This window comes from Streptomyces lusitanus (assembly GCF_042647945.1).
GTDB lineage: Bacteria > Actinomycetota > Actinomycetes > Streptomycetales > Streptomycetaceae > Streptomyces > Streptomyces pseudogriseolus.
This window is the reverse complement of the sequence record NZ_JBHRWL010000009.1, coordinates 65,479-88,330: the sequence shown is the minus strand read 5'-3', so window position 1 is coordinate 88,330 and position 22,852 is coordinate 65,479. Positions and strand designations below refer to the sequence as shown.

18 protein-coding genes are annotated in these 22,852 nt (G+C 74.4%); 6 read left to right on the top strand and 12 right to left on the bottom strand.

Annotation, left to right across the window (positions count from 1 at the left end):
* Nucleotides 1-9: 9 nt before the first annotated feature.
* From ACFOSY_RS16015 to ACFOSY_RS15995, 5 genes are all read right to left on the bottom strand, one after another.
* Complete coding sequence (locus ACFOSY_RS16015) at nucleotides 10-1,158, bottom strand: XdhC family protein (protein WP_394307486.1); 1,149 nt, start codon at nucleotides 1,156-1,158, stop codon at nucleotides 10-12.
* Nucleotides 1,159-1,207: 49 nt separating this feature from the next.
* Nucleotides 1,208-2,665: an NCS2 family permease gene (locus tag ACFOSY_RS16010; protein ID WP_394307485.1), complete on the bottom strand. Its 1,458-nt coding sequence runs from the start codon at nucleotides 2,663-2,665 to the stop codon at nucleotides 1,208-1,210.
* Between the two features lie 432 nt (nucleotides 2,666-3,097).
* Nucleotides 3,098-5,482 carry a xanthine dehydrogenase subunit D gene (pucD, locus tag ACFOSY_RS16005; RefSeq protein ID WP_394307484.1) on the bottom strand — a complete coding sequence of 795 codons (2,385 nt, stop codon included), beginning with the start codon at nucleotides 5,480-5,482 and terminating at the stop codon, nucleotides 3,098-3,100.
* A 2-nt stretch (nucleotides 5,483-5,484) separates the two neighbouring features.
* Nucleotides 5,485-6,087, bottom strand: coding sequence for a (2Fe-2S)-binding protein (locus tag ACFOSY_RS16000; RefSeq protein ID WP_394307483.1), 603 nt, complete (start codon nucleotides 6,085-6,087; stop codon nucleotides 5,485-5,487).
* Nucleotides 6,087-6,977, bottom strand: a complete 891-nt coding sequence (locus tag ACFOSY_RS15995; protein ID WP_394307482.1) for an FAD binding domain-containing protein — start codon at nucleotides 6,975-6,977, stop codon at nucleotides 6,087-6,089. Before ACFOSY_RS15995 ends, ACFOSY_RS16000 begins: the two co-directional genes overlap by 1 nt.
* Nucleotides 6,978-7,321: 344 nt before the next feature.
* Here ACFOSY_RS15995 and ACFOSY_RS15990 point away from each other — a divergent pair, with 344 nt between their 5' ends.
* Both ACFOSY_RS15990 and ACFOSY_RS15985 read left to right on the top strand, forming a co-directional pair.
* A complete protein-coding gene (locus ACFOSY_RS15990; RefSeq protein ID WP_394307481.1) occupies nucleotides 7,322-9,016 on the top strand; it encodes a PucR family transcriptional regulator in 1,695 nt (564 codons plus the stop codon).
* Nucleotides 9,017-9,211: 195 nt separating this feature from the next.
* Nucleotides 9,212-9,979 (top strand): hypothetical protein, encoded by a 768-nt coding sequence (locus tag ACFOSY_RS15985; RefSeq protein WP_394307754.1) that lies wholly within the window; start codon nucleotides 9,212-9,214, stop codon nucleotides 9,977-9,979.
* Nucleotides 9,980-10,375: 396 nt separating this feature from the next.
* Here the strand turns inward: ACFOSY_RS15985 and ACFOSY_RS15980 are convergent, their stop codons facing one another.
* Nucleotides 10,376-11,206 carry a GntR family transcriptional regulator gene (locus tag ACFOSY_RS15980; protein ID WP_394307480.1) on the bottom strand — a complete coding sequence of 277 codons (831 nt, stop codon included), beginning with the start codon at nucleotides 11,204-11,206 and terminating at the stop codon, nucleotides 10,376-10,378.
* Nucleotides 11,207-11,372: 166 nt separating this feature from the next.
* Between ACFOSY_RS15980 and ACFOSY_RS15975 the strand changes: the two genes are divergently transcribed.
* Both ACFOSY_RS15975 and ACFOSY_RS15970 read left to right on the top strand, forming a co-directional pair.
* Nucleotides 11,373-12,227 (top strand): (2Fe-2S)-binding protein, encoded by an 855-nt coding sequence (locus tag ACFOSY_RS15975; protein ID WP_394307479.1) that lies wholly within the window; start codon nucleotides 11,373-11,375, stop codon nucleotides 12,225-12,227.
* Nucleotides 12,228-12,575: 348 nt separating this feature from the next.
* On the top strand, nucleotides 12,576-13,625 hold the full coding sequence (locus ACFOSY_RS15970; protein WP_394307478.1) for a DUF2637 domain-containing protein: 1,050 nt from the start codon (nucleotides 12,576-12,578) through the stop codon (nucleotides 13,623-13,625).
* Between the two features lie 51 nt (nucleotides 13,626-13,676).
* Here ACFOSY_RS15970 and ACFOSY_RS15965 read toward each other — a convergent pair whose 3' ends face one another.
* On the bottom strand, nucleotides 13,677-14,096 hold the full coding sequence (locus ACFOSY_RS15965; protein ID WP_394307477.1) for an ATP-binding protein: 420 nt from the start codon (nucleotides 14,094-14,096) through the stop codon (nucleotides 13,677-13,679).
* Between the two features lie 227 nt (nucleotides 14,097-14,323).
* A complete protein-coding gene (locus tag ACFOSY_RS15960) occupies nucleotides 14,324-14,974 on the bottom strand; it encodes a hypothetical protein (RefSeq protein ID WP_394307476.1) in 651 nt (216 codons plus the stop codon).
* A 270-nt stretch (nucleotides 14,975-15,244) separates the two neighbouring features.
* Between ACFOSY_RS15960 and ACFOSY_RS15955 the strand changes: the two genes are divergently transcribed.
* Nucleotides 15,245-16,828, top strand: coding sequence for a helix-turn-helix domain-containing protein (locus ACFOSY_RS15955; protein ID WP_394307475.1), 1,584 nt, complete (start codon nucleotides 15,245-15,247; stop codon nucleotides 16,826-16,828).
* A gap of 6 nt (nucleotides 16,829-16,834) precedes the next feature.
* On the opposite strand, the gene ACFOSY_RS15950 is transcribed toward ACFOSY_RS15955, so the two are convergent.
* Both ACFOSY_RS15950 and ACFOSY_RS15945 read right to left on the bottom strand, forming a co-directional pair.
* Nucleotides 16,835-18,580, bottom strand: a complete 1,746-nt coding sequence (locus tag ACFOSY_RS15950) for a pyruvate dehydrogenase (protein WP_394307474.1) — start codon at nucleotides 18,578-18,580, stop codon at nucleotides 16,835-16,837.
* Nucleotides 18,581-18,646: 66 nt separating this feature from the next.
* On the bottom strand, nucleotides 18,647-20,305 hold the full coding sequence (locus ACFOSY_RS15945; protein WP_394307473.1) for a protein phosphatase 2C domain-containing protein: 1,659 nt from the start codon (nucleotides 20,303-20,305) through the stop codon (nucleotides 18,647-18,649).
* Between the two features lie 121 nt (nucleotides 20,306-20,426).
* On the opposite strand from ACFOSY_RS15945, the gene ACFOSY_RS15940 reads away from it, so the two are divergent.
* Nucleotides 20,427-20,909, top strand: a complete 483-nt coding sequence (locus ACFOSY_RS15940) for a DUF456 domain-containing protein (protein WP_225654683.1) — start codon at nucleotides 20,427-20,429, stop codon at nucleotides 20,907-20,909.
* 18 nt (nucleotides 20,910-20,927) lie between these two features.
* Here ACFOSY_RS15940 and ACFOSY_RS15935 read toward each other — a convergent pair whose 3' ends face one another.
* Complete coding sequence (locus tag ACFOSY_RS15935; RefSeq protein ID WP_394307472.1) at nucleotides 20,928-21,425, bottom strand: methylated-DNA--[protein]-cysteine S-methyltransferase; 498 nt, start codon at nucleotides 21,423-21,425, stop codon at nucleotides 20,928-20,930.
* A gap of 5 nt (nucleotides 21,426-21,430) precedes the next feature.
* Nucleotides 21,431-22,816 carry a bifunctional transcriptional activator/DNA repair enzyme AdaA gene (locus ACFOSY_RS15930; RefSeq protein ID WP_394307471.1) on the bottom strand — a complete coding sequence of 462 codons (1,386 nt, stop codon included), beginning with the start codon at nucleotides 22,814-22,816 and terminating at the stop codon, nucleotides 21,431-21,433.
* Nucleotides 22,817-22,852: the final 36 nt, after the last annotated feature.

Sequence of the window (22,852 nt, the reverse complement as noted above, 5' to 3'; positions counted from 1 at the left end):
CGGGCCCGCTCAGGCGACCGAGCCGATGCGGCGGGCCGGGGCCTGCTGATCGTGGTGGATGGGGGTCTTCGCGCCGGTGAGGGCGGCTCCGGTGCCGCCTCGGCGGTTCGCGACGATCTCCGCCGCGATGGACAGGGCCGTCTCCTCCGGGGTGCGGGCGCCCAGGTCGAGGCCGATGGGGGACCTGAGCCGGGCCAGTTCCAGGTCGGTGACGCCGGCCTCGCGCAGGCGGGCCTCGCGGTCCAGGTGGGTGCGGCGGGAGCCCATCGCGCCGACATAGGCCACGGGCAGGCGCAGCGCCAGCTCCAGCAGCGGCACGTCGAACTTGGCGTCGTGGGTGAGGACGCACAGCACCGTGCGCGCGTCGACCGTCGTGCGGGCCAGGTACTCGTGCGGCCACTCCACGACGATCTCGTCCGCCTCGGGGAAACGGGCCCGCGTCGCGAACACGGGCCGCGCGTCGCACACGGTGACGTGGTGGCCGAGGAACTTGCCGACCCGTACCAGCGCCGCCGCGAAGTCGATCGCGCCGAACACGATCATCCGCGGCGGCGGCACGGACGACTCCACGAGCACGGTCAGCGGCGCCCCGCAGCGCGCGCCCTCCTCACCCACGTCCACGGTGCCCGTACGGCCCGCGTCCAGGAAGGCGCCCGCCTCGGCGGCGACCGTGCGGTCCAGCTCCTCGCCCGCGCCCAGGCCGCCCTCGTACGAGCCGTCGGGGCGGACGGTGAGCGCGCGGCCGCGCAGGTGCCCGGGGCCCTCGACGACGCGCGCGAGCGCCGCCGCCCGCCCGCCGGCCGCCGCGGCGAGCGCGGAGGCCAGCACGGGGCGGGCGGGGTCGGACGCCCGTACCGGGGTGACGAGGACGTCGACGACCCCGCCGCAGGTGAGACCCACGGCGAAGGCGTCCTCGTCGCTGTAGCCGAAGCGTTCGACGACGGTCACGCCGTCCTCGAGCGCCCGCACGCACAGCTCGTACACCGCCCCCTCCACGCACCCGCCGGAGACCGAGCCGACCGCGGTGCCGTCGGCGTCGACGGCGAGCGCGGCGCCGGCCCCGCGGGGCGCGCTGCCGCCGACGGCCACCACGGTGGCGACGGCGAAGTCACGGCCCTCGGCGACCCACCGGTCCAGCTCTTCGGCGATGTCCAGCATGTCTCGCTCTCCTCGACTGCGGTGAAGGGGACGACAGGGTTCTGAGAGTTCAGCGCACGCCCAGCCAGCTCTCGATCGGGGCGAGGGCGAAGAAGACCAGGAAGACCAGGGTCAGCCCCCACATGAACGGTCCGACCTCCCGCGCCCGCCCCTGGCCCGTCCTGATCGCGGTGTACGCGATGACGCCGGCGGCCACGCCCGCGGTGATCGAGTAGGTGAACGGCATGACCACCACGGTCAGGAACACCGGGATCGCGGTGGCGCGGTCGGCCCAGTCGACGTGCCGGGCGTTCGACATCATCATCGCGCCGATCACCACCAGGGCCGCGGCGGCCACCTCGCCCGGGACGATCGCCGTGAGCGGGGTGAAGAACAGGCACGCGGCGAAGAACAGCCCGGTGACGACGGAGGACAGCCCGGTACGGGCGCCCTCGCCCACGCCGGTCGCCGACTCCACGAACACCGTCTGCCCGGACGCGCCCGAGACGCCGCCGATCGCGCCGCCGGCGCCGTCGATGAACAGCGCCTTCGACAGGCCCGGCATCCGGCCCTTGTCGTCGGCGAGCTTCGCCTCCGTGCCGACGCCGATGATGGTCGCCATCGCGTCGAAGAACCCGGCCAGCACGAGGGTGAAGACGATCATCCCCACGGTCATCGCGCCGACCTCGCCCCAGCCGCCGAACTCGACGTGCCCGAAGAGCGAGAAGTCCGGCATCGACACCGCGCCGCCGTTCAGCTCGGGCGGGCCGCTCGCCCACTGCTTGGGGTCGATCACCCCGAACGCGTTGAGCGTGACGGCGAGTACGGTGCCGCCGACGATGCCGATGAGGATGGCGCCGGGGACCCCTCGGGCTTGCAGCACGAAGACGGCGAGCAGGGTGACCGCGAACAACAGCACGGGCCAGCCCGCGAGTTCGCCCGCCGGGCCGAGGGTGACCGGGGTGGACTCGCCCTGGTGGACGAAGCCGGCCTTGTAGAAGCCGATCAGCGCGATGAACAGGCCGATGCCCATGGTGATCGCGTGCTTCAGGGCGAGCGGGATGGCGTTCATGATCATCTCGCGGAGGCCGGTGACGACCAGCAGCATGATGACCACGCCGTACATCACGCACATGCCCATCGCCTGCGGCCAGGTCATGACCGGGGCGACCTGGGAGGCGAGGACGCCGGACACGGAGAGGCCGGCGGCGAGGGCGAGGGGGACCTTGCCGAAGAAGCCCATGAGGAGCGTGGAGAGGGCGGCGGCGAAGGCGGTGGCGGTGATCAGGGCGGTGGGGGCGAGGGTGTTCCCGGCGGCGTCCTCTCCGGAGAGGATCAGGGGGTTGAGGAGGAGGATGTACGCCATCGCCATGAAGGTGGTGGTGCCGCCGCGGAGTTCTCGGGCGAGGGTCGATCCTCTGCGGGTGATGTGGAAGTGGCGGTCCAGCCAGGGGCGGTTTTCGGGAACGGGGGTTTTCGTGCCGCCCGCGTCGGCGGTGGTCGTCGGTTGCAGTGACTGGTGGGTCATGTGGGCCTGCTCCCAAGGTTCATAGGGGCACCCGGTCGTCCCCAGGGAGGGGGCGTCGGGATTTGGGGAGGTGCACGACCCGGGGGACGGCCCGAGACGAACGGGGGACGCCTGCACGGCGGCGGGCGTGACGGCGACGCGCCTTCAGGGGCGCGGGGAACTGCGCGACCAGCCACGGAACACCCGCACCCGGCGTCGGCGGGATGCCGCTGCGCCCACCCGTGCCACCCAGCGGCACGACTGCCCGCAGCGGCAGGCGTATCGGCACGTGGCCCGCCCGGCCGGCGTGGCGGCCACGCGCCCTCAGGGGCGCGGGGAACTGCGCGACCAGCCACGGAACACCCGCACCCGGCGTCGGCGGGATGCCGCTGCGCCCACCCGTGCCACCCAGCGGCACGACTGCCCGCAGCGGCAGGCGTGTCGGCATCTGCGTTACGCCGTGCCTGTCAGGTGTTCCGGCCGGACCGGCGTTCTGTTCAACTCCAGACCCGTCGCCGCCCGGATCGCCGCCAACACCGCCGGTGTCGACGACAACGTCGGCGCTTCGCCGATGCCTCTCAGACCGTACGGCGCGTGGTCGTCGGCGAGTTCCAGGACGTCGACCGGGATGGTCGGGGTGTCGAGGATGGTCGGGATCAGGTAGTCCGTGAAGGACGGGTTCCGTACCTTCGCCGTCACCGGGTCGACCAGGATCTCCTCCATGACCGCCACGCCCAGCCCCTGCGTGGTCCCGCCCTGGATCTGGCCCTCGACGGACAGCGGGTTGAGCGCCTTGCCGACGTCCTGGGCGCACGCCAGCTCGATCACCTTGACCAGACCCAGCTCCGTGTCGACCTCGACGACCGCGCGGTGCGCGGCGAAGGAGTACTGGACGTGGCCGTTGCCCTGGCCGGTGCGCAGGTCGAAGGGCTCGGTGGGGCGGTGACGCCACTCCTCCTCGACCTCGACGGCCTCGTCGCCGAGGACGTCCACCAGGTCGGCGAGGACCTCGCCGCCGTCGGTGACGACCTTGCCGCCCTCCAGCAGGAGTTCGGCGTGCGCCCAGGCGGGGTGGGAGGAGCCCAGCTTGCGCCGGCCGAGGTCGAGGACCTTCTCCCGGACCCGTTCGCAGGCGTTCTTGATCGCGCCGCCGGTGACGTACGTCTGGCGGGACGCGGACGTCGAACCGGCCGAGCCGACGCGGGTGTCGGCCGGGTGGATGGTCACCTGGGCGACGCCCAGCTCGGTGCGGGCGATCTGGGCGTGGACGGTGACGCCGCCCTGGCCGACCTCGGCCATCGCGGTGTGCACGGTGGCGACCGGTTCGCCGCCGGCCACCTCCATGCGGACGCGGGCGGTGGAATAGTCGTCGAAGCCCTCGGAGAAGCCGACGTTCTTGATGCCGACCGCGTAGCCGACGCCCCGGACGACGCCCTCGCCGTGCGTGGTGTTGGACAGGCCGCCGGGGAGCTGGCGCACGTCGGCGCCCTCGCTGGACTCCCACTGGCGCTCGGGCGGCAGGGGCATCGCCTTGACGCGGCGCAGGAGTTCGGCGACCGGGGCCGGGGAGTCGACCGGCTGTCCCGTGGGCAGGAGGGTGCCCTGCTCCATGGCGTTGCGCCGGCGCAGCTCCACCGGGTCCATGCCGAGCCGCGCCGCCAGCTTGTCCATCTGCGCCTCGTAGGCGAAGCACGCCTGGACGGCGCCGAAGCCGCGCATGGCGCCGCAGGGCGGGTTGTTGGTGTAGAGGGCGATCGCCTCGATGTCGACGTCGTCCACGGCGTACGGGCCGACGCCGAGCGAGGAGGCGTTGCCGACCACGGCCGGGGAGGCGGAGGCGTACGCGCCGCCGTCGAGGACGATGCGCGCCTTGACGTGGGTCAGCTTGCCGTCGGCGGTGGCGCCGTGCTCGTAGTGGAGCCTCGCGGGGTGGCGGTGGACGTGGCCGAAGAAGGACTCGAAGCGGTTGTAGACGATCTTGACGGGTTTGCCGGTGCGCAGGGCGAGCAGGCAGGCGTGGATCTGCATGGACAGGTCCTCGCGTCCGCCGAAGGCGCCGCCGACGCCGGCCAGGGTCATCCGCACCTTGTCCTCGGGGAGGCCGAGCACGGGCGCGATCTGGCGCAGGTCGGAGTGGAGCCACTGGGTGGCGATGTAGAGGTGGACGCCGCCGTCCTCCTCGGGCACGGCGAGCCCGGACTCGGGGCCGAGGAAGGCCTGGTCCTGCATGCCGAAGGTGTACTCGCCCTCGACGATCACGTCGGCGCGCTCCCGGGCCGCCGTGACGTCGCCGCGCACGATGGGCTGGCGGTGGACGATGTTGGGGTGCGGGACGTGGCCGATGTGGTGGTCGTCGCGGTGTTCGTGGACGAGGATCGCGTCCGGGGCGGTCGCGGACGCCTCGTCGGTGACGACGGGGAGTTCGCGGTAGTCCACCTTGATCTTCGCGGCGGCGCGGCGGGCCGTCTCGGGGTGGTCGGCGGCGACGATCGCGACGGGTTCGCCGTGGTGGCGGACCTTGCCGTGGGCGAGGACCGGGGTGTCCTGGATCTCCAGGCCGTAGTGCTTCACGTCGGTGGGCAGGTCGTCGTACGTCATGACGGCGTACACGCCCGGGGTGGCGAGGGCCTCGCTCGTGTCGACGGAGACGATCTCGGCGTGGGCGACGGTGGAGCGCAGGATCTGGCCCCAGAGCATGTCCTCGTGCCACATGTCGGAGGAGTACGCGAACTCGCCGGTGACCTTGAGGGTGCCGTCGGGGCGGAGGGTGGACGCGCCGATGCCGCCCTGGACGCCGGAGCCTTGTGTGATGGTCGTGGGAACGCCGTTCGTGGGCATGCTCAGACCCCCTCGGACTGGCGGGCGGCCGCGAGGCGGACCGCGTCCATGATCTTCTCGTAGCCGGTGCAGCGGCACAGGTTGCCGGAGAGCGCCTCGCGGATGTCCGCGTCGGACGGGCTGGGGTTGCGCTCCAGCATCTCGTCGGCGGCGACCAGCAGTCCGGGGGTGCAGAAGCCGCACTGGACGGCGCCGGCGTCGATGAACGCCTGCTGCACGGGGGAGAGTTCGGCGCCCTCGCCGGTCTGCGAGTCGGTGCCGTGGGCCTGCCATCCCTTTGCCTCGTCGAGGGAGATGCCGCCCGTGCCGCAGGCGTCACCGGTGCCGCAGGCGTCACCGGTGCCGCAGGCGCGCTGCCGGGCGAAGTCCGCCAGGCCCTCCACGGTGACGACCTCGCGGCCCTCGGCCTGTCCGGCGGCGACCAGGCAGGAGCACACGGGCACGCCGTCGAGCCGTACCGTGCAGGAGCCGCACTCGCCCTGTTCGCAGGCGTTCTTGGAGCCGGGCAGGCCGAGGCGCTCGCGCAGGACGTAGAGCAGGGACTCGCCCTCCCAGACGTCGTCGGCCTGCTGGGGGCGTCCGTTGACGGTGATGTTGACGCGCATTACGCGGCTCCCTCCGTGGTGCGGCGGGCGCCGCGGTACGACTCCCAGGTCCAGGTCAGGGTGCGGCGGGCCATCACGCCGACCGCGTGACGGCGGTAGCTCGCGGTGCCGCGCACGTCGTCGATGGGGTTGCAGGCGGCGGCGCACAGGTCGGCGAACTGCTTGGCGACGGACGGGGTGATGATCTTCCCGTTGTCCCAGAAGCCCCCTTCCTCCAGGGCCGCGTTGAGGAAGTCCTCGGCGGCCCGCGCCCGGACGGGGGTCGGGGCGGCCGAGCCGACGCCGGTGCGGACCGTGCGGGTGGCGGGGTGCAGGGCGAGGCCGAAGGCGCACACGGCGATGACCATCGCGTTGCGGGTGCCGACCTTGGAGTACTGCTGCGGTCCGTCGGCCTTGTCGATGTGGACGGCGCGGATCAGTTCGTCGGGCGCGAGCGCGTTGCGCTTCACGCCGGTGTAGAAGTCGTCGACGGGGATGCGGCGGGAGCCGCGTACGGACTCCACCTCGACCTCGGCGCCGGCCGCGAGCAGGGCGGGGTGGGCGTCGCCGGCCGGGGAGGCGGTGCCGAGGTTGCCGCCGACGCCCCCGCGGTTGCGGATCTGCGGGGAGGCGACCGTGTGGGAGGCGAGGGCGAGGCCCGGCAGCTCGGTCCGCAGATGCTCCATGATCGTCGCGTAGGGGACGGAGGCGCCGAGCCGTACGGTGTCCTGGCCCACCTCCCACTCGTAGAGATCACCGATGCGGGTGAGGTCCATCAGGTACTCGGGACGGCGGTGGTCGAAGTTGATCTCGACCATCACGTCGGTGCCGCCCGCGATCGGCACAGCGGTGGGGTGCTCGGCCTTCGCGGCGAGCGCCTCCTCCCAGCTGGCGGGGCGAAGGAAGTCCATGACCGGCTCTCTTCTTCGTCTCGTGGGGCGTACGGATCAAGCCAATCCGGGTACGGCGGGCGCGGCTCGTTCCTGGGATGTTCACCTGGAGTACGCCCAGTACACCGCCGTGTGCTCCGCCCGGGTCAGTCACGGAAACCATGAAGGAGTTGGCTGGCCAACGCGGGCATCTTGTAGATTCGTATGAACGGAGAGCTCCTGTGACCTTCCGGTCTTCCTCCAGTAACACGGGAGGAGAACCGGACGCCGGCGGAGCATGCCCGCAGGCCAGTCCCACGGGCCTCTCCCGACCATCCCCCTTCACCCTGCCACGGGTACCGAGACATGGAACGGCGGCGACGAGAATGCGGCTGCGCGCACTGCTGGACACCGACGCGCTGGGCCTGAAGCTGCTCGGCGGGGAGGACGAGCTGGACCGCGGTGTGCGCGGGGTGATGACCACCGACCTGCGCGACCCCAGCCGCTATCTGTCCGGCGGCGAGCTGGTGCTCACCGGTCTGGCCTGGCGCCGCGACGCCGCCGACTCCGAGCCGTTCGTACGGATCCTGGTGCAGGCCGGGGTGGCGGCGCTGGCCGCGGGCGAGGCGGAGCTGGGGGACGTGCCCGAGGACCTGGTCGTGGCGTGCGCGCGGCACCGGCTGCCGCTGTTCGCGGTGCACGAGTCGGTGGCCTTCGCGACCATCACCGAGCACGTGGTGCGGCAGGTCTCCGGCGAGCGCGCCGGGGACCTGGCGGCCGTGGTGGACCGGCACCGGCGGATGATGACCTCGGGACCGGCGGGCGGCGGCCCCGACGTGGTGCTCGACCTGCTCGGCTCCGACCTGGACCTGCGCGCCTGGGTGCTCTCCCCCACCGGCCGGCTGATCGCGGCGCCCAAGGAGACCGCGGGGGCGCGCGGCGCCGTGCCCGCGCTGGACGCCGAGGCGTGCGCGCGGCTCGCGGCGGAGCATCTGGCGGCCGTGCGGACCGGGCGGCGCGGCCCGCACCGGGTGGTGCTCGACCGCACGACGTACAGCCTCTTCCCGGTGCGGGGCAGCGGGCCCGGTCCGGCCTCGGAGCCGGACGACCCGCGCGCGACGATGCTGTCGGACTGGCTGCTGGCGGTCGAGGCGGACGCCGGGGACTGGGCCGAGGAGCGGCTCGACCTGCTCCAGGGCGTCACCCAGCTGATCGCCGTCGAGCGGGACCGGCGGGACGCGGCGCGCACCGTGCGGCGGCGGCTCGCGCAGGAGGTGCTGGAGCTGGTGCAGACGGGCGCCGCACCGGCGGAGATCGCGGCGCGCCTGCGGGTGGCCGCGCCGGTGCTGCTGCCCGGTCTCGGCACCGCGCCGCACTGGCAGGTCGTGGTCGCCCGCGTCGAGTGGGAGGACGGGCGCGGCGACGGCGGCCCGGTCACCCAGGCGCTCCTGGAGGAGATCCTGGTCGACCCGGCGGCGACCGGACCCGAGCCGTCCGACCGGATCGCGGTGGCGCACGCCGGCGACGAGGCGGTCGCGCTGGTCCCGCTGCCCTCGGTGACCGACGAGCACGAGGCGGCCGGACCCGGGGTGCCGGCCGACGCGCTCCTGGAGTCCGTGCGCGGGCCGCTGACGGCGGGCCTCGACGGCGACGGCCGGCTCACCGTCGGCGTGTCGGCCGCGGTGCACTCGGCGGAGGGGCTGCGCGGCGCGCTGGAGGAGGCGCGGCACGCACGGCGGGTCGCCGCGGCCCGCCCCGGCCGGGTCTGCGCGGCCGGGCACCAGGAGCTGGCCTCGCACGTGCTGCTGCTGCCGTTCGTCCCGGACGACGTGCGGCGCGCGTTCACCGCGCGTCTCCTCGACCCGTTGCGCGAGTACGACCGCCGGCACCGCGCCGAGCTGATCCCCACGCTGGAGGCGTTCCTCGACTGCGACGGCTCCTGGACCCGCTGCGCCACCCGCCTCCACCTGCACGTCAACACGCTGCGCTACCGCGTCGGCCGGATCGAGCAGTTGACGGGGCGTGACCTGTCGCGCCTCGAGGACAAGCTGGACTTCTTCCTGGCGTTGCGGATGAGCTGAGCGCCGGCCCGGGAGGGGCGGGCTGAGGGACGGGTGGGGCGACGGGCCGGACTCCCCGGTTCCGCGCCACTCCCCATGACTTTGTGAAATCCTTCACCCGCCCTCTTGGCCGGGCCCGGTGGTTCGTGCTGAGATGCGGCCACCACTCAACAGCTCGATGGCGTGCTCGGGGAGGGCAACGTGGCGCATACCGCCATGTCCGGTGACGGAACGACCGCCGAAGACGATCCTCTCCAGACGGCGGTGTGGCGGCTGCGCTCCCGCGCCTGCTGGGTGGACGCGGCCGCGCTGCTCACCCCCTCCACCCCTCAGGCGGCCCTTCAGCGGGCGTCGCTGCTGGCGGAACGGTGCCTGTACACCGAGGCGGGGTGGGAGGACGCGGAGGACGCGCTGCGTACGGCCGAGGCGCTGGCGCACACCGACGACGAGCGGGGCGCCGCCGCTTGTGAACGCGGGTACTTGGCCTACGCGGCCACGCTGTTCCAGGTCCGCGACCGGGCCGACGAGGCGCGCGCCGCGCTGGGCCGGGCCGCGGCGCTGATCGCGCCGGGCGCTGCGGGGCGGCCGCTGCTGGACTTCCGGCGCGGACTGATCGCGGAGAACCTCACGCGCTCCCCGCAGGCCGCCCGTGCGGCCTACCGGCGGGCCCACGCGGGCGCCACCGCCCACGCCGACCCGCTGCTGCTCTCCGCCACCTGGCGCCATCTCGCCGGACTCGCCCTGCGCGAGGGCGAGCTGACGGAGGCACGGCACGGGTTCGCGGAGTCGCTGCGGATCCGGGAGGAGCTGGGGTACCTGGTCGGCACGGCGCCGGCGCTGGTGTCCCTCGCGGACACGGAGACGGAGCCGGAGGCGTCCCGGCTGCGCGAGGAAGCGCGCCGGCTGTTCCGCCTCCTGGGCGGCGTGCCCACCTGGCTGTCCCAGCGGCTGTCTCCGCCGGAAGCGGACGCGGCGACGGCGTGAGGTGCGGTGTGGGTCCCCCGATGGGGTGAACCGGGATGTACCGGGGGTTCGGGGGGCGCGGCAGCCGAGGCGCGTGGGGCCGTGTGGCCCTGTGTGCGCCCCTGCGACTCGCGGCCGGAGGGAGTGCTGCGGCGGTACGCCCGCACGGCGTTCACGGTGCCGCTGCGCCCCTCCCCCCATCGCCCTGCGGCACGACTGCCCGTAGCGGCAGGCGTGTGGGCACGGGGTCCCTGGCCCACCCGCACCGAGTCCCAGTGCCCGGGGCCGATGTCACCAGGCGGGCGCGCTCGCGAGCCCGGCGTTCGAGGAGCCGGGGCCGCCCCGCGGCACGACTGCCCTCAGCGGCGGGCGTGGGCGGAGCCCTCCGGGGGGTCGAGGGGGGGGCCGTAGGTCCCCTTACTCCGCGCCGTTGAAGTGTTCGCCCACCAGGGACCGCACCACGTCCGAATCTCCCGCGATCAGCGCGTCGAGCAGCGCCGTGTGTTCGTGGGCGTCGGCGACGAGTTCGGCTCGGGTGCCGCCGCCGGGGGCGCCGCCGCCCATCAGGGGCCACTGCGCGCGCCGGTGCAACTCCTCCGCCACGCCGACCAGTTGCTGGTTGCCCGCGAGGGCGAGGACCGCGCTGTGGAAGGCGCGGTCGGCCTCGGCGTACGTGGCGCGGCAGCCGGAGGACGCGGCGCGGACCGTGGCCTCGGCGAGCGGGCGCAGCCCGGCCCACCGCTCGGGCGGCACCGTACGGGCCAGCCGCAGCATCACCGGCACCTCGATCAGCGCGCGCACCTCCGCCAGCTCGGCGAGTTCGCGCGCGCTGCGTTCGACGACCCGGAAGCCCCGGTTGGGCACGACCTCGACGGCGCCCTCCTGGGCGAGCTGCTGCATGGCCTCGCGGACGGGCGTGGCGGAGACGCCGAAGCGTTCCGCCAGCACGGGCCCCGAGTAGACCTCGCCGGGCCGCAGGTCGCCGGTGACCAGCGCGGTGCGCAGGGCGGCGAGGACCTGGCCGCGTACGGACGACCGCTGGACGGCGGGCCGGGGGCGGGGCAGGGCGGGCTCGCTGTGGGTGTGCTCGCCGCGCGCGGAGCCCCCGCCGTCGATGCCGGCGGGCATGCCGGTGTCGCGGCACCGGTCCGCCTCTCCGGCCGCCGGCTGGGCGGGCACCCGGTAGCGGGCAGCCCCCGCGGCAGCCTCGCCCGTCGTACCGGCGGAGCCCTGCGTGCCCTGCTTCACAAGGTCCTCCTGCGGACGTGTCGGTACTTGGGGTCATTACGGCGGGTTGGCACCTGTGCGTCAAGCACCATAAGCGCTTCGGACGCCAGTTCACATCTCCGCGACATTGGGTAAGGTGAGGCTTACCTTTTATTCGGCGCTCCACGAGACGTGAAGGGGTGGTCCCATGGCCGTGCCCGGTTCGGCGGTGGCGGACGCGTACGCCCGCCTGGCGGAGGCCTTCCCCGCCCTCGCCGTGACCGAACTCGGCGCCGGCGAGGCGGCCCCTCAGGGCGGCGGCTGGGTCGCCGCCGCGGACCTCGCCGCAGGCGGGGACGGGCTCGAGGCCTTCCTCGCCTGGGACGACACGCAGGTGCGGCGGGACTACGGGCAGCAGGGCCGCCCGGACGTCATCGCCAGCTTCGGCCTGCACCGCTACGCCTGGCCGGCCTGCCTGCTGATCACCGTGCCGTGGTTCCTGCACCGCCGGGTCCCGCGCTACCCCGTGACGCACGTCTCGTTCGACCGCACCGCCCCCGGGCTCGCCGTCGGCCGCATGGCCGTACGCCCCGCCGGCTTCGCCTGCCTGCCGGACGACCCCGCCGCCGCCCTGCCCGGCGCGCGCGTCGTGCACGGCGAGGAGGCCCTGCGGGCGGAGGTCCGCGCGGCGGTCGCCGAACACCTGGAGCCCGTGCTGGCCGGATTCGGCCCCCGGATGCGCCGGCGCGGCCGGGCGCTGTGGGGCATGGCGACCGACGAGATCGTCGAGAGCCTCTGGTACGTCGCCCAGCTGCTCGGCGAGGAGGAGCGGGCCATGCGCGAGCTGGAGCTGCTGCTGCCGGGCGCGACGAAGCCGTACGTCGGCGCGGCGACGTTCCGCAGGCCGTCCGGCCCCGGCGGGGAGCCGGCCGCCGCCACCCGCGACCGGGTGAGCTGCTGCATGTTCTACACGCTGCGCCCGGCGGACATCTGCGCCGCCTGCCCGCGCACCTGCGCGAAGGACACGGAGCGTGAGAAGGAGCTGGTCGCGCAGGCCGGTTGACGTGACGCAGGGCAGGCGGCGGGGCGGCCGGACGGCGTAAGATCGTCCGGCCGCCCCGCCGTCGCGTCACCACCGCGGCGCCGTCGCGCGCCGCGCCCGGCGCCGTGAGGTCACGAGCACTTCACAATTTTTCCACCGCCCACGGGAACTCTCCCCGGAACCACCCGTACGGGTAGAGTTATTCGAACTCAACTCCCGCCCCTCACGCGGCAGTTCGAGCAGAATGCCGCCGAGGGCACCCCCCTCGCACTTCGTTGGCGGCCTCTTGCCCCGAAACCCCCTGAGGGACGCCGGGATTGGGACACCATGGCGGGCGTTACGCCCTATCCCAATGCAAGGGACCCCTAGATGAGATTGACCGACATATCGCTGAACTGGCTGCTTCCGGGCGCCGTGCTGCTCCTGGGCATGCTGGCGGCGGTGGCGGTGCTGGCGCGCGGCAAGCGCTCCTCGGTCAAGGACACGAGCGCCGACGACTCGTGGGAGCGCAGCGAGGAGCGCCGCAGGCGCAAGGAGGCCATCTACGGCACCGTCTCCTACGTGCTGCTGTTCTGCTGTGCGGCGGTGGCCGCCGCCCTGTCCTTCCACGGCCTGGTCGGCTTCGGCGAGCAGAACCTCGGCCTGTCCGGCGGGTGGCAGTACCTCGTGCCCTTCGGTCTGGACGGCGCGGCGATGTTCTGCTCGGTGCTCGCCGTGCGCGAGGCCAGCCACGGTGACGCGGCCCTCGGCTCGCGCATACTCGTGTGGACGTTCGCCCTCGCCGCGGCCTGGTTCAACTGGGTCCACGCGCCGCGCGGCGTCGGCCACGCGGGCGCCCCGCACTTCTTCGCGGGCATGTCCCTGTCCGCCGCGGTGCTCTTCGACCGGGCGCTGAAGCAGACCCGCCGCGCCGCGCTGCGGGAACAGGGCCTGGTGCCGCGGCCGTTGCCGCAGATCCGCATCGTCCGCTGGCTGCGCGCCCCGCGTGAGACCTACCGCGCCTGGTCGCTGATGCTGCTGGAGGGCGTGCGCAGCCTGGACGAGGCGGTCGAGGAGGTCCGCGAGGACAAGCTCCGCAAGGACCAGGAGAAGCGGCGCCGGCGCGACCAGGAGCGCATGGACCGGGCCCGGCTGAAGGCGATCAGCCGCGGCCACCGGGGCTTCGGCGGCCGGGGCGGCGGGCGCGAGCTGGAGACCACGGTGGAGCGGGACTCCGACGTGGTCGCAGCGGAGCCTGCCATAGCGGCGCCGGAGGCCCTGCCCGCACCCGCCCCGCGTCCCTCCCTGCAGCCGGTCCGCCGCTCCGGCGGTGAGGCGAGGACCACCGTCGACCTCACGGCCGAGGACGACACCCAGGCGCTGCCGCGTCTGGACAGCCTCGAGCGCAAACTGAAGGATCTGGAGCAGCAGTTCGGCTGACGCCGGTACGACGGCGCGACGCGGCGTGAGGGACGCGGGAAACCGCGTCCCTCACGCGGCGTCGGCGTCCGCCTCCGTGTCCGGGCCGAGCGCGAACCAGACGGACTTGCCCACCCCGTGTCTGCGGACGCCCCAGGCGTCGGCCAGACACTCCACCAGCATCAGGCCCCGCCCGTGCGTGGTGTCGTTGCCGGCCTGAGCGCGCGGCCGGGGCTCGCGGGCGGTGAAGTCCCGTACCTCCACGCGCAGTCCCCAGGGGCCGACGTCCGCGGTGAGGACCGCGTCGCGGTCGGTGTGGACGAGGGCGTTGGTCACGAGTTCGCTGGTAAGCAGTTCCGCGACCGCGGACCGCTCCGGATCGCACCGGTGGCGTAACAGCTCGCGCAGGGCGCGGCGGGACTCGGCCACCGCCCGCAGATCCGCGCGCCCCAGTGTGCGCCTCAGCCGATCCGCCGAAGCCTGTCTTCTCATGACCCCCGCCCCGCGTGCCGCCGCCGATTCCCCCACCTGCTCGTACGCCTACACGGGAATGCTTGCCCGGTCGTTCACATGCCAGTCATAAGGAACGTCCCTGAGCCGTTGTTGGCCGACATGCAACGGCCACACACCCGTGCGGGGCCGTCCTCCCGACCCCCGTGGCGAGAGGACGACCCCGGCTCTCACACGGTGGTCGCGAAACCGAGGAACCTCACAGGACCTCAGTGGAGCTTGGTGACCGCCTTCTTCGCGGTCTTCTTGAACGCGGCGAGCGGGGCGTCGCCGAAGTCGCCCATCTGCCCCCAGCCGACGACGGTCACGGTGCGGCCGTCACGCCCCACGGACAGCAGGTTGACGTCCGTGGCCCCGTACGACGTCTCGGTGTGCAGGCCGTGCACCGTCGCCCCCTCCTCGACGGGCAGCGTGCCGAAGAACCGCCCCTCGGCCTCGATCTCCGGGTACAGCCGCTCCAGCCGCGCCGCGCAGCCGCGGATCTCCTCGTCGAGCCGGGCCGCCAGCGCCTTGCCCTTCGCGGCGGACCCGGTCACGACGGTGACCTGCACGGCGCTGGTGTCCAGCTCGGTGTGGAACAGGCGGTGCCGGTAGTCGTAGGCGGGCACGCCCTCGCCCAGGCAGTACGCCAGCTGCTCCGGGAAGCCGTCGGTGACCGGACCCGCGGTCCAGCCGGTCGGGTGCGGGGGCAGCTCGGACGCCGCCAGGAACCTGGGGGCGGCCGCGGTCCTCTGCGCGGACGCGCCCTTCTGCGCGGTCTCGTTCGGCGCGGCGCCGGCCTGCGTGGTGGCGGTCGCGCCGACGGCGAGGGCGGTGGCGGTGAGCGCGGCGAGCGCCGCGCCACGGGTGCGGATGGGCATGGGTGTCCCCCGTGGGATGTGCGTGGTGGAATGACGACACGCGCACCGCGGCGGCCGGGATGGTCCGTCCGGGCCGTCGGGGCGGTTCGCCGTGGTCAGAGCATCCGCCGTCCCGGACGACCGGCGCAAGCGTCGCCGCCCGGTTCCCCGGCATGGAACCATCCCAGCCCGTCCGACGTGCAGTGATACAGGGTGCCTGGGATGCGCTGACGCCCTGGGACGCCCGGGCGAGGCGGACGAGCGAGCGGACAGGGGACGGGGGACGGACCGGTGCCGGCACAGGACGAGGTGACACAGTTCGCGGCGCTGCTGCGGGAGCTGAAGGGACGCACGGACCGCAGCTACGGCTCACTGGCCCGCCGTCTCCACATGAACACCTCGACGCTGCACCGCTACTGCGCGGGCGACGCGGTCCCCGTCGACTTCGCCCCGGTCGAACGCTTCGCCGCCCTGTGCGGCGCGACGGACGCGGAACGCCTCGAACTCCACCGCCGCTGGCTCCGCGCGGCGGAGGCACGACGCCGGCCGCGGGCGGGTGCGGAGGCGCCTGGGGGGACGGACGCCTCCGGTGGAACGGACGCGTCCGGCGGGGCGGGCACGCCTGGTGGCGCGGACACCCCCGGTGAGGCGGGCGCATCCGGTGAGGCGGGTGCGCCCGGCGGCGCGGACACGCCCGGAGCGGCGGCAGGCACTCCTGGAGCGGCAGGCGCCTCCCGAGAGGCGGGCGGGCGTCCGGCCGTCACGGGGCACGGATCGGAGCCGGACCCGTCGCCTGAAGGCACGGCGCCTCACGCGTCGCCGGACGGCGAGGGGCAGCACCGAGCCGCAGCGCACAGCACCGGGCCGGACGAGGACGACGGGCATGTCGTCACCGGCCCCGTGGGGCGCCCCACCGCGTCCTCCTCACGGCGTTGGCGGCGGAAGCGGGTGGCCGTCGCCGCCGCTGCCATGTGCGCGTTGCTCGCCACCGTGGGGAGTCTGTCGTTCCTGCCGGACGACCGAAGGACCGCGGCCGGGAGCGGGACCGTCGGTACGGCGGAGGGGACGGACGGGACCGGCGCCGGCGACGGTGCGGGCCCCGCGCGGTCCGTCGCGCCCTCCCACTCCCCCTCGGCATCGAGGCCGCCCTCGCCCTCCCCCACCCCCTCCGCCCGCCGCGGCGGGAACGGCGACGCGTCCAAGGCGCCGCGCCCCTCCAACTCGTCCGCCGCGCCCGACCCCGCGCCCGCGGGACCGCCGCCCCTCACCTGGTCCGTGAACTCCCACGCCTGGGCATACGGCTGCGGGCACGACTACGTCGTGGCGAAGCCGCCCGCCCAGGTGCCTCCGCCGCCCGCCCCGCAGGACGCCCGGACCTGGGCGGCGACGCAGGGCGCCGTGCACGGCGGGGAGACGCTGGTGGAGCTGTCGGTGCAGGGGAGGTCCGACACCGCCGTCGTCCTCACGGCCCTGCGCGTGCGGGTGGCGGGCCGTTCCGCGCCCGCGCCCGGCAACGCGTACGCGATGGACCAGGGCTGCGGCGGCGCGCTGACCCCGCGCTACTTCGACGTGGACCTGGACAAGGACCGGCCGATCGCCCGCGCGGTCGCCGGGAACGACGCGGGCGAGCCGATCCCGGCGGTGCGGATGCCGTACCGGGTGTCCGCGACCGACCCCGAGGTCCTGATGGTCACCGCCCGCACCGAGGGCTGCGACTGCCGCTGGTACCTGGAGCTGGACTGGTCCTCGCAGGGCCGCACCGGCACGGTGCGGATCGACGACCGGGGCCGCCCCTTCCGCACCAGCGCCGTCGAGGGGCTGCCGCACTACGAGTACGACACCCTGAACCGCTCCTGGCGGACCCGCACGGGCTGAACGCCTCTACGGGCGTGGCACGTTGCGCAGGTTGGAGCGGGCCATCTGGACCATCCGGCCGACCCCGCCGTCCAGCACGATCTTGGACGCCGACAGGGCGAACCCGGTCACCATCTCCTTGCTGATCTTCGGCGGGATGGACAGCGCGTTGGGGTCGGTCACGACGTCCACCAGCGCGGGCCCCTTGTGCTTGAACGCGGCCTTCAGCGCGCCCGCGAGCTCCTTGGGTTTCTCCACGCGCGCCCCGTAGGCGCCGCAGGCGCGGGCGACGGCGGCGAAGTCGGGGTTCTTCATCGCCGTGCCGTACGAGGGCAGTCCGGCCACCAGCATCTCCAACTCGACCATGCCGAGCGAGGAGTTGTTGAACAGGACCACCTTCACCGGCAGGTCGTACTGGACGAGCGTGAGGAAGTCGCCCATCAGCATGGTGAATCCGCCGTCGCCGGACATCGACACGACCTGCCGGTGCCGGTCGGTGAACTGCGCCCCGATCGCCATCGGCAGCGCGTTGGCCATGGAGCCGTGGGAGAACGAACCGATGATCCTGCGGCGGCCGTTGGGCGAGATGTAGCGGGCGGCCCAGACGTTGCACATGCCGGTGTCGACGGTGAAGACGGCGTCGTCGTCGGCGAGGTCGTCCAGCACGGACGCCACGTACTCGGGGTGGATCGGCACATGCTTCTCCACCTTGCGGGTGTACGCCTTGACCACCCCCTCCAGCGCCTCCGCGTGCTTCTTCAGCATCCGGTCGAGGAACTTCCGGTTGTCCTTGGTGCGCACCCGGGGCGTGAGACAGCGCAGCGTCTCCTTCACGTCGCCCCACACCGCGAGGTCCAGCTTGGAGCGCCGGCCGATGATCTCGGGCCGCACGTCGACCTGGACGATCTTCACGTCGTCGCCGGGCAGGAAGGCGTTGTACGGGAAGTCGGTGCCGAGCAGGATCAGCAGATCGCACTCGTGCGTCGCCTCGTAGGCCGCGCCGTAGCCGAGCAGCCCGCTCATGCCGACGTCGAACGGATTGTCGTACTGGATCCACTCCTTGCCGCGCAGGGCGTGCCCGACCGGCGCCTTGATCTTCCCGGCGAACTCCATCACCTCGGCGTGCGCGCCCTTGGTGCCGGCGCCGCAGAACAGGGTGACCTTCTCAGCGCGGTCGATCATGTCGACGAGCCTGTCGATCTCGTCGTCGCCGGGGCGGACCGTGGGCCGGGAGGTGACCAGGGCGGTCTCGGGCGCCTGGTCGGGGGCGGGTTCGTCGGCGAGGTCGCCGGGCAGCGAGACGACGCTGACGCCGGAACGGCCGACCGCGTGCTGGATGGCGGTGTCCAGCAGCCGGGGCATCTGCCGGGGGCTGGAGATCAGCTCGCAGTAGTGGCTGCACTCCCGGAACAGCTGGTCCGGGTGGGTCTCCTGGAAGTAGCCGAGGCCGATCTCGCTGGACGGGATGTGGGAGGCGAGGGCGAGGACGGGCGCCATGGAGCGGTGGGCGTCGTAGAGGCCGTTGATGAGGTGGAGGTTGCCGGGCCCGCAGGAGCCGGCGCAGGCGGCGAGCCGGCCGGTGACCTGCGCCTCGGCGCCGGCCGCGAACGCGGCGGTCTCCTCGTGCCGGACATGGATCCAGTCGATGGCGGAGTTGCGGCGCACGGCGTCCACGACCGGGTTGAGGCTGTCACCGACCACGCCGTACATGCGTTTGACGCCCGCGCGGACGAGGATGTCGACGAACTGTTCCGCGATGTTCTGTTTGGCCATGGTTCCCGTCTGCCCCTCGGGTGCCTGAGATGCCTGACGGGTTCCATGAAGTCACACCGGGCGCGCTCACGCCTCCCAGACGGCCACGGCCGTACGGTCGTCGGCGTACCCCTTCACCCGTACCTGGACGTCGGCCAGATACGCCGTCAGTCCCGGAGGCTCCGGATCGGACCACCGGCCGGCGAGGTGGGCGCGGAGTCCGGCCTCGCCGCGCAGCGGTTCGGCGAACCCGGTGCCGCACATCAGCAGCACATCACCCGGGCGGGCTACGGAGGTACGGAACCGGAAGGGCTCGCGGGGCGGTTCGGGGGCCGGCTCGTACGGGCTCGGGGGTGTGGGGATGCCGAGGTCCATGGTGAGGCGGTCGCCGTCCCGCGTCTCGTGCGGCGGTGAGCCGAAGCCGAGCACCGGCTCGCCCTTGACCTCCGCGACCTCCGGCTCGATGTCCTGCCACTCGCGGTCCCGCAGCCGGAACAGCCCTCCGGGGCCGACCCCGAAGAACACCCGGGTGCGGCACCCGGGGTCGGCGGACAGCAGCAGGCAGCGCAGGGTGGCGGCGTAGTCGTCGGGGTCGAGGCCCTGCTCGGTCGCGGCGGCGCGCAGCTTGCCGAGCGTGCGGTCGGTGAGGCGGTGCAGGCCGGCCTTGAGGTCGGCGCGGCGGGCGGCCCGGATGTCGTCGGTGAGCCGCTCGTGGCTGCGGCCCACCGCCGCCCCGATCCAGCGGCACGCCTCGGCGGCGGCCAGGTGCGCCCCCTGTGCGGTCCGCACCCCGGTCGCCGTCGCCACCAGCACCAGGGCCCGCTCGCCCGCCCCGAACCGCGCGGTCAGCAGCGCGTCACGGCGGGGCTCACCGCGGTACCGGGCGGAGTCCCCGCGCACGGACACGGCCCGCAGGGTGCAGGCACCGTACCGCGCGCCGTCCAGCACGGTGTCCGGGACGAGCGCGTCCAGGTCGTCGGGGTCGGCGGCGGGAAGCGCGGTGGGCTCCGCGTCGTAGGTGGGCGGACGGGTGCCGACGTAGACGCGGGAGGGGGGCGGGGGCGGGAGCGGCCCGAGCTTGGACGCGGAGGCGGCGGCTGACTTGTCCTCCGGTTCGTCACCGGGAGGGGTGAGGTGCTCGGGAGCGGCGGGGGTCCAGGCGCCGTAGGCGGGGGCGGTGGTGGGGCCGGAGGGGGTGTCGCGGAGCGTGGGGGGACCGGCCTCGGGACGCGGTGGCGCCGGAGGCGCCTCCCGCGCGGGAGGGGGGTCGGCGGGGGCGCCCTGACCTGGACGGCTCGGCGAGACGGACGCCGGCGGCGAGGGCGGGGGCGCCTGGGGTTCCCAGAAGGCGGGGGGTGGTGCGCCCGGGGCGCTGGGGTCAGCGGTGTCCGGGACGCCGGGAGGGGCCGTGCCCGGGTCGGCGGGCGACTGGCCCGGCGGCATCACTCCCGGTGCCGGCGGTGGTGTCCGGCGCTGGGCCGGGAGCACCGGGGTCCCGGGGGCTTCCCGGGAAACCGGGGCCTCCCGCGGAACCGGGGCCTCCCGAGGGTCCGGGGCCGAGGGTGCGTCGGCCCCCGGCCCGCCCGCGTTCACCGCTCCCGCCGCCGAGGCGAACCGGTCGTCCAGGGAGTCGGCCGCGGGCGCCGGCCCCGTGTCGTCGGAGGCGTCGTCGTACAGCTGGCCCCACCAGTCGTCCTCGGGACCGGGACCGGTGGGCCCGCCGGGCCTTCCCCCCTGCTGACTCATGCCCCTAATTGTCCACCGGACGGGCCGGATGAAAACGGGGCATCGGGAAAATCGCCGCCCCGCGCGACGGTCCCGGCGCTTCCGTTCTGCGCCGTTCCCCGCCCTCCTGCACCCTGGACAGATGGGAGCGTGGGACCTCCTGCTCACCGGACTGGTGCTCCTGTTCGGTCTGTGCGGAGTGCTGGTGCCCGGGGTGCCCGGGTCCTGGCTGGTGTGGGCCGCGGTCCTGTGGTGGGCGCTGAAGGACCCGCAGGCGGTCGCCTGGTGGGTGCTGGTGGGGGCGACCGTGGTGCTGTTCCTGTCGCAGGTGGTGCGCTGGGCGCTGCCGCCCCGCAGACTCCGGGCGGGCGGCGTGGACGCCCGGCTGCTGACGTACGCGGGCGGCGGCTCGTTCGCGGGTTTCGTGCTGCTGCCGGTGATCGGCGCGGTGCCGGGTTTCCTCGCCGGGGTGTACGTCCACGAGCGGATCCGCCTCGGCCGGCGCGGGGAGGCGAAGGCGGCGGTGCGTACGGTGATGCGGTCGGGCGGGTGGAGCGTGCTGACGGAGCTGTTCACCTGCCAGCTGATCGCCGGGGCGTGGCTCGGCGCGGTGTTCTGGGGCTGACCCGTGCCCCCAGGGGGCTCACGGGCGTGGCAGCGCGCCCTCGTGGGTGAGCAGCCGCACCTTGCGCTCCAGCCCTCCGGCGTACCCCGTGAGGGAGCCGTCGGCGCCGATGACGCGGTGGCAGGGGCGGACGATCAGCAGCGGGTTCGCCCCGATCGCGCCGCCGACGGCCCGTACGGCGGCGCGGGGCGCCCCGATGCGCGCGGCGATCTCCCCGTAGGTGACGGTCCCGCCGTACGGCACCTCGTCGAGGGCGGCCCACACCTTCTCCCGGAAGGGGGTGCCGACGGCCCGCGTCGGCAGCCGGAACTCCTTGAGGTCGCCGGCGAAGTACGCGGCGAGCTGCCGCTCCGCCTCCCGGAACGGCCCGGGGTCGCGCGTCCAGTCGTCCCGCACCACGGTCGCCTTCTTCTGGCCCGGCACGGTGAGCGAGGTCAGTTCGCCGGTCGGGGCGGCGGTCAGCAGCAGCGGCCCGAGCGGGCCGTCCACGTGCGTCCAGTACATCGTCGTCGTCATGAGGGTCACTCCAACTCCCCTGCGGCACGCAGGTGGTTCAGGGCGTACGAGCGCCAGGGGCGCCAGCTGTCGGGGGCGTCGAGCCCGGCCGGGGCCACGTCGGGGTCGCCGAGCGCGCGGGTGCGGATCGCGGCGGCCGTGCGGTCGTCGAGGCCGGGGACGGCGGCGAGGGCCTCCCGCGCCGCGTCCCGGTCGGCGCCGGGTCCGAGGCGTACGGTGCCGTCGGCGAGGGCGGCGGTGAGCGCGCCCAGGGGGCCGCCGGGCTCGGCGTCGGCGAGGACGGCGGCCTCGGGGAACAGGTGGGTCAGCGCGCCGCAGGGCGCGTCGAGCCGTTTGCCGTAGCGGCGGACCAGCTCTGCGGCCGTGTCGCGGCCCACGAGCGCCCGTACGGCGACCTCGTCGGGGTCGGCGGCGCCGGGCGAGCGCAGTCCGGGGCGGGCCGCGACCAGCGGGGCGAGCCGGGCGTCGGCGCCGAGGCGCTCGTCGACGGCGTACGGGTCGGCGTCCAGGTCGAACAGGCGGCGCAGCCGCTGCACGGCGGTGGTCAGGTCACGCAGGTCGGTGAGGTGCACGCGGGCGTCGAGCCAGCCGCCGGGGCGGGCGCCGGCGCCGCTGTGCGGGCGCTCCTCGACGGCGGCGATGCCGGTGCCGTAGGGCAGGCGCAGGGTGCGCCGGTAGGTGCGCGCGCCGGGCGCCCCGGTGATCTCCTCGACGCCCGGGACGGCCTCCCGTTCCAGCAGGTCGAAGACGGGGCGCGCCTGGTAGGGGCCCCGGTGGGCGAGACGCAGCGGCACGCCGGCGGTGGGGGTGCCGGGGCGGGGCCGGCCCGTACGGGGCGCGGCGGCGCGCAGTCCGGTGGGCGTGGTGGCGTACACGGCGCGGACGGTGTCGTTGAACTGGCGGACGCTGGCGAAACCGGCCGCGAAGGCAACCTCCGTGACCGGCAGCCCGGTGGTCCGCAGCAGCACGCGCGCGGTGTGGGCGCGCTGGGCGCGGGCCAGGGCGACCGGTCCGGCGCCCAGCTCCGCGGTGAGCTGCCGCTGGACCTGCCGGGCGCTGTAGCCGAGGCGGGCGGCGAGCCCGGCGACGCCCTCGCGGTCGACGACGCCGTCGGCGATGAGGCGCATGGCGCGGCCCACGACGTCGGCCCGTACGTTCCACTCGGCGGAGCCGGGCACGGCGTCGGGGCGGCAGCGCCGGCAGGCCCGGAAGCCCGCGCCCTGCGCCGCGGCGGCGGTCGTGAAGAAGCGCACGTGGGCGCGTTTGGGGGTGACCGCGGGGCAGCTGGGCCGGCAGTAGATGCCGGTGGTCTCGACGGCGAAGAAGAACGCGCCGTCGAACCGGGCGTCCCGGCTGCGCACCGCCTCGTACCTGCTGTCTTCGTCCGTCATGGGGTCCAGTGTCCCCTGGCGGGAGCGGCGCGGCTG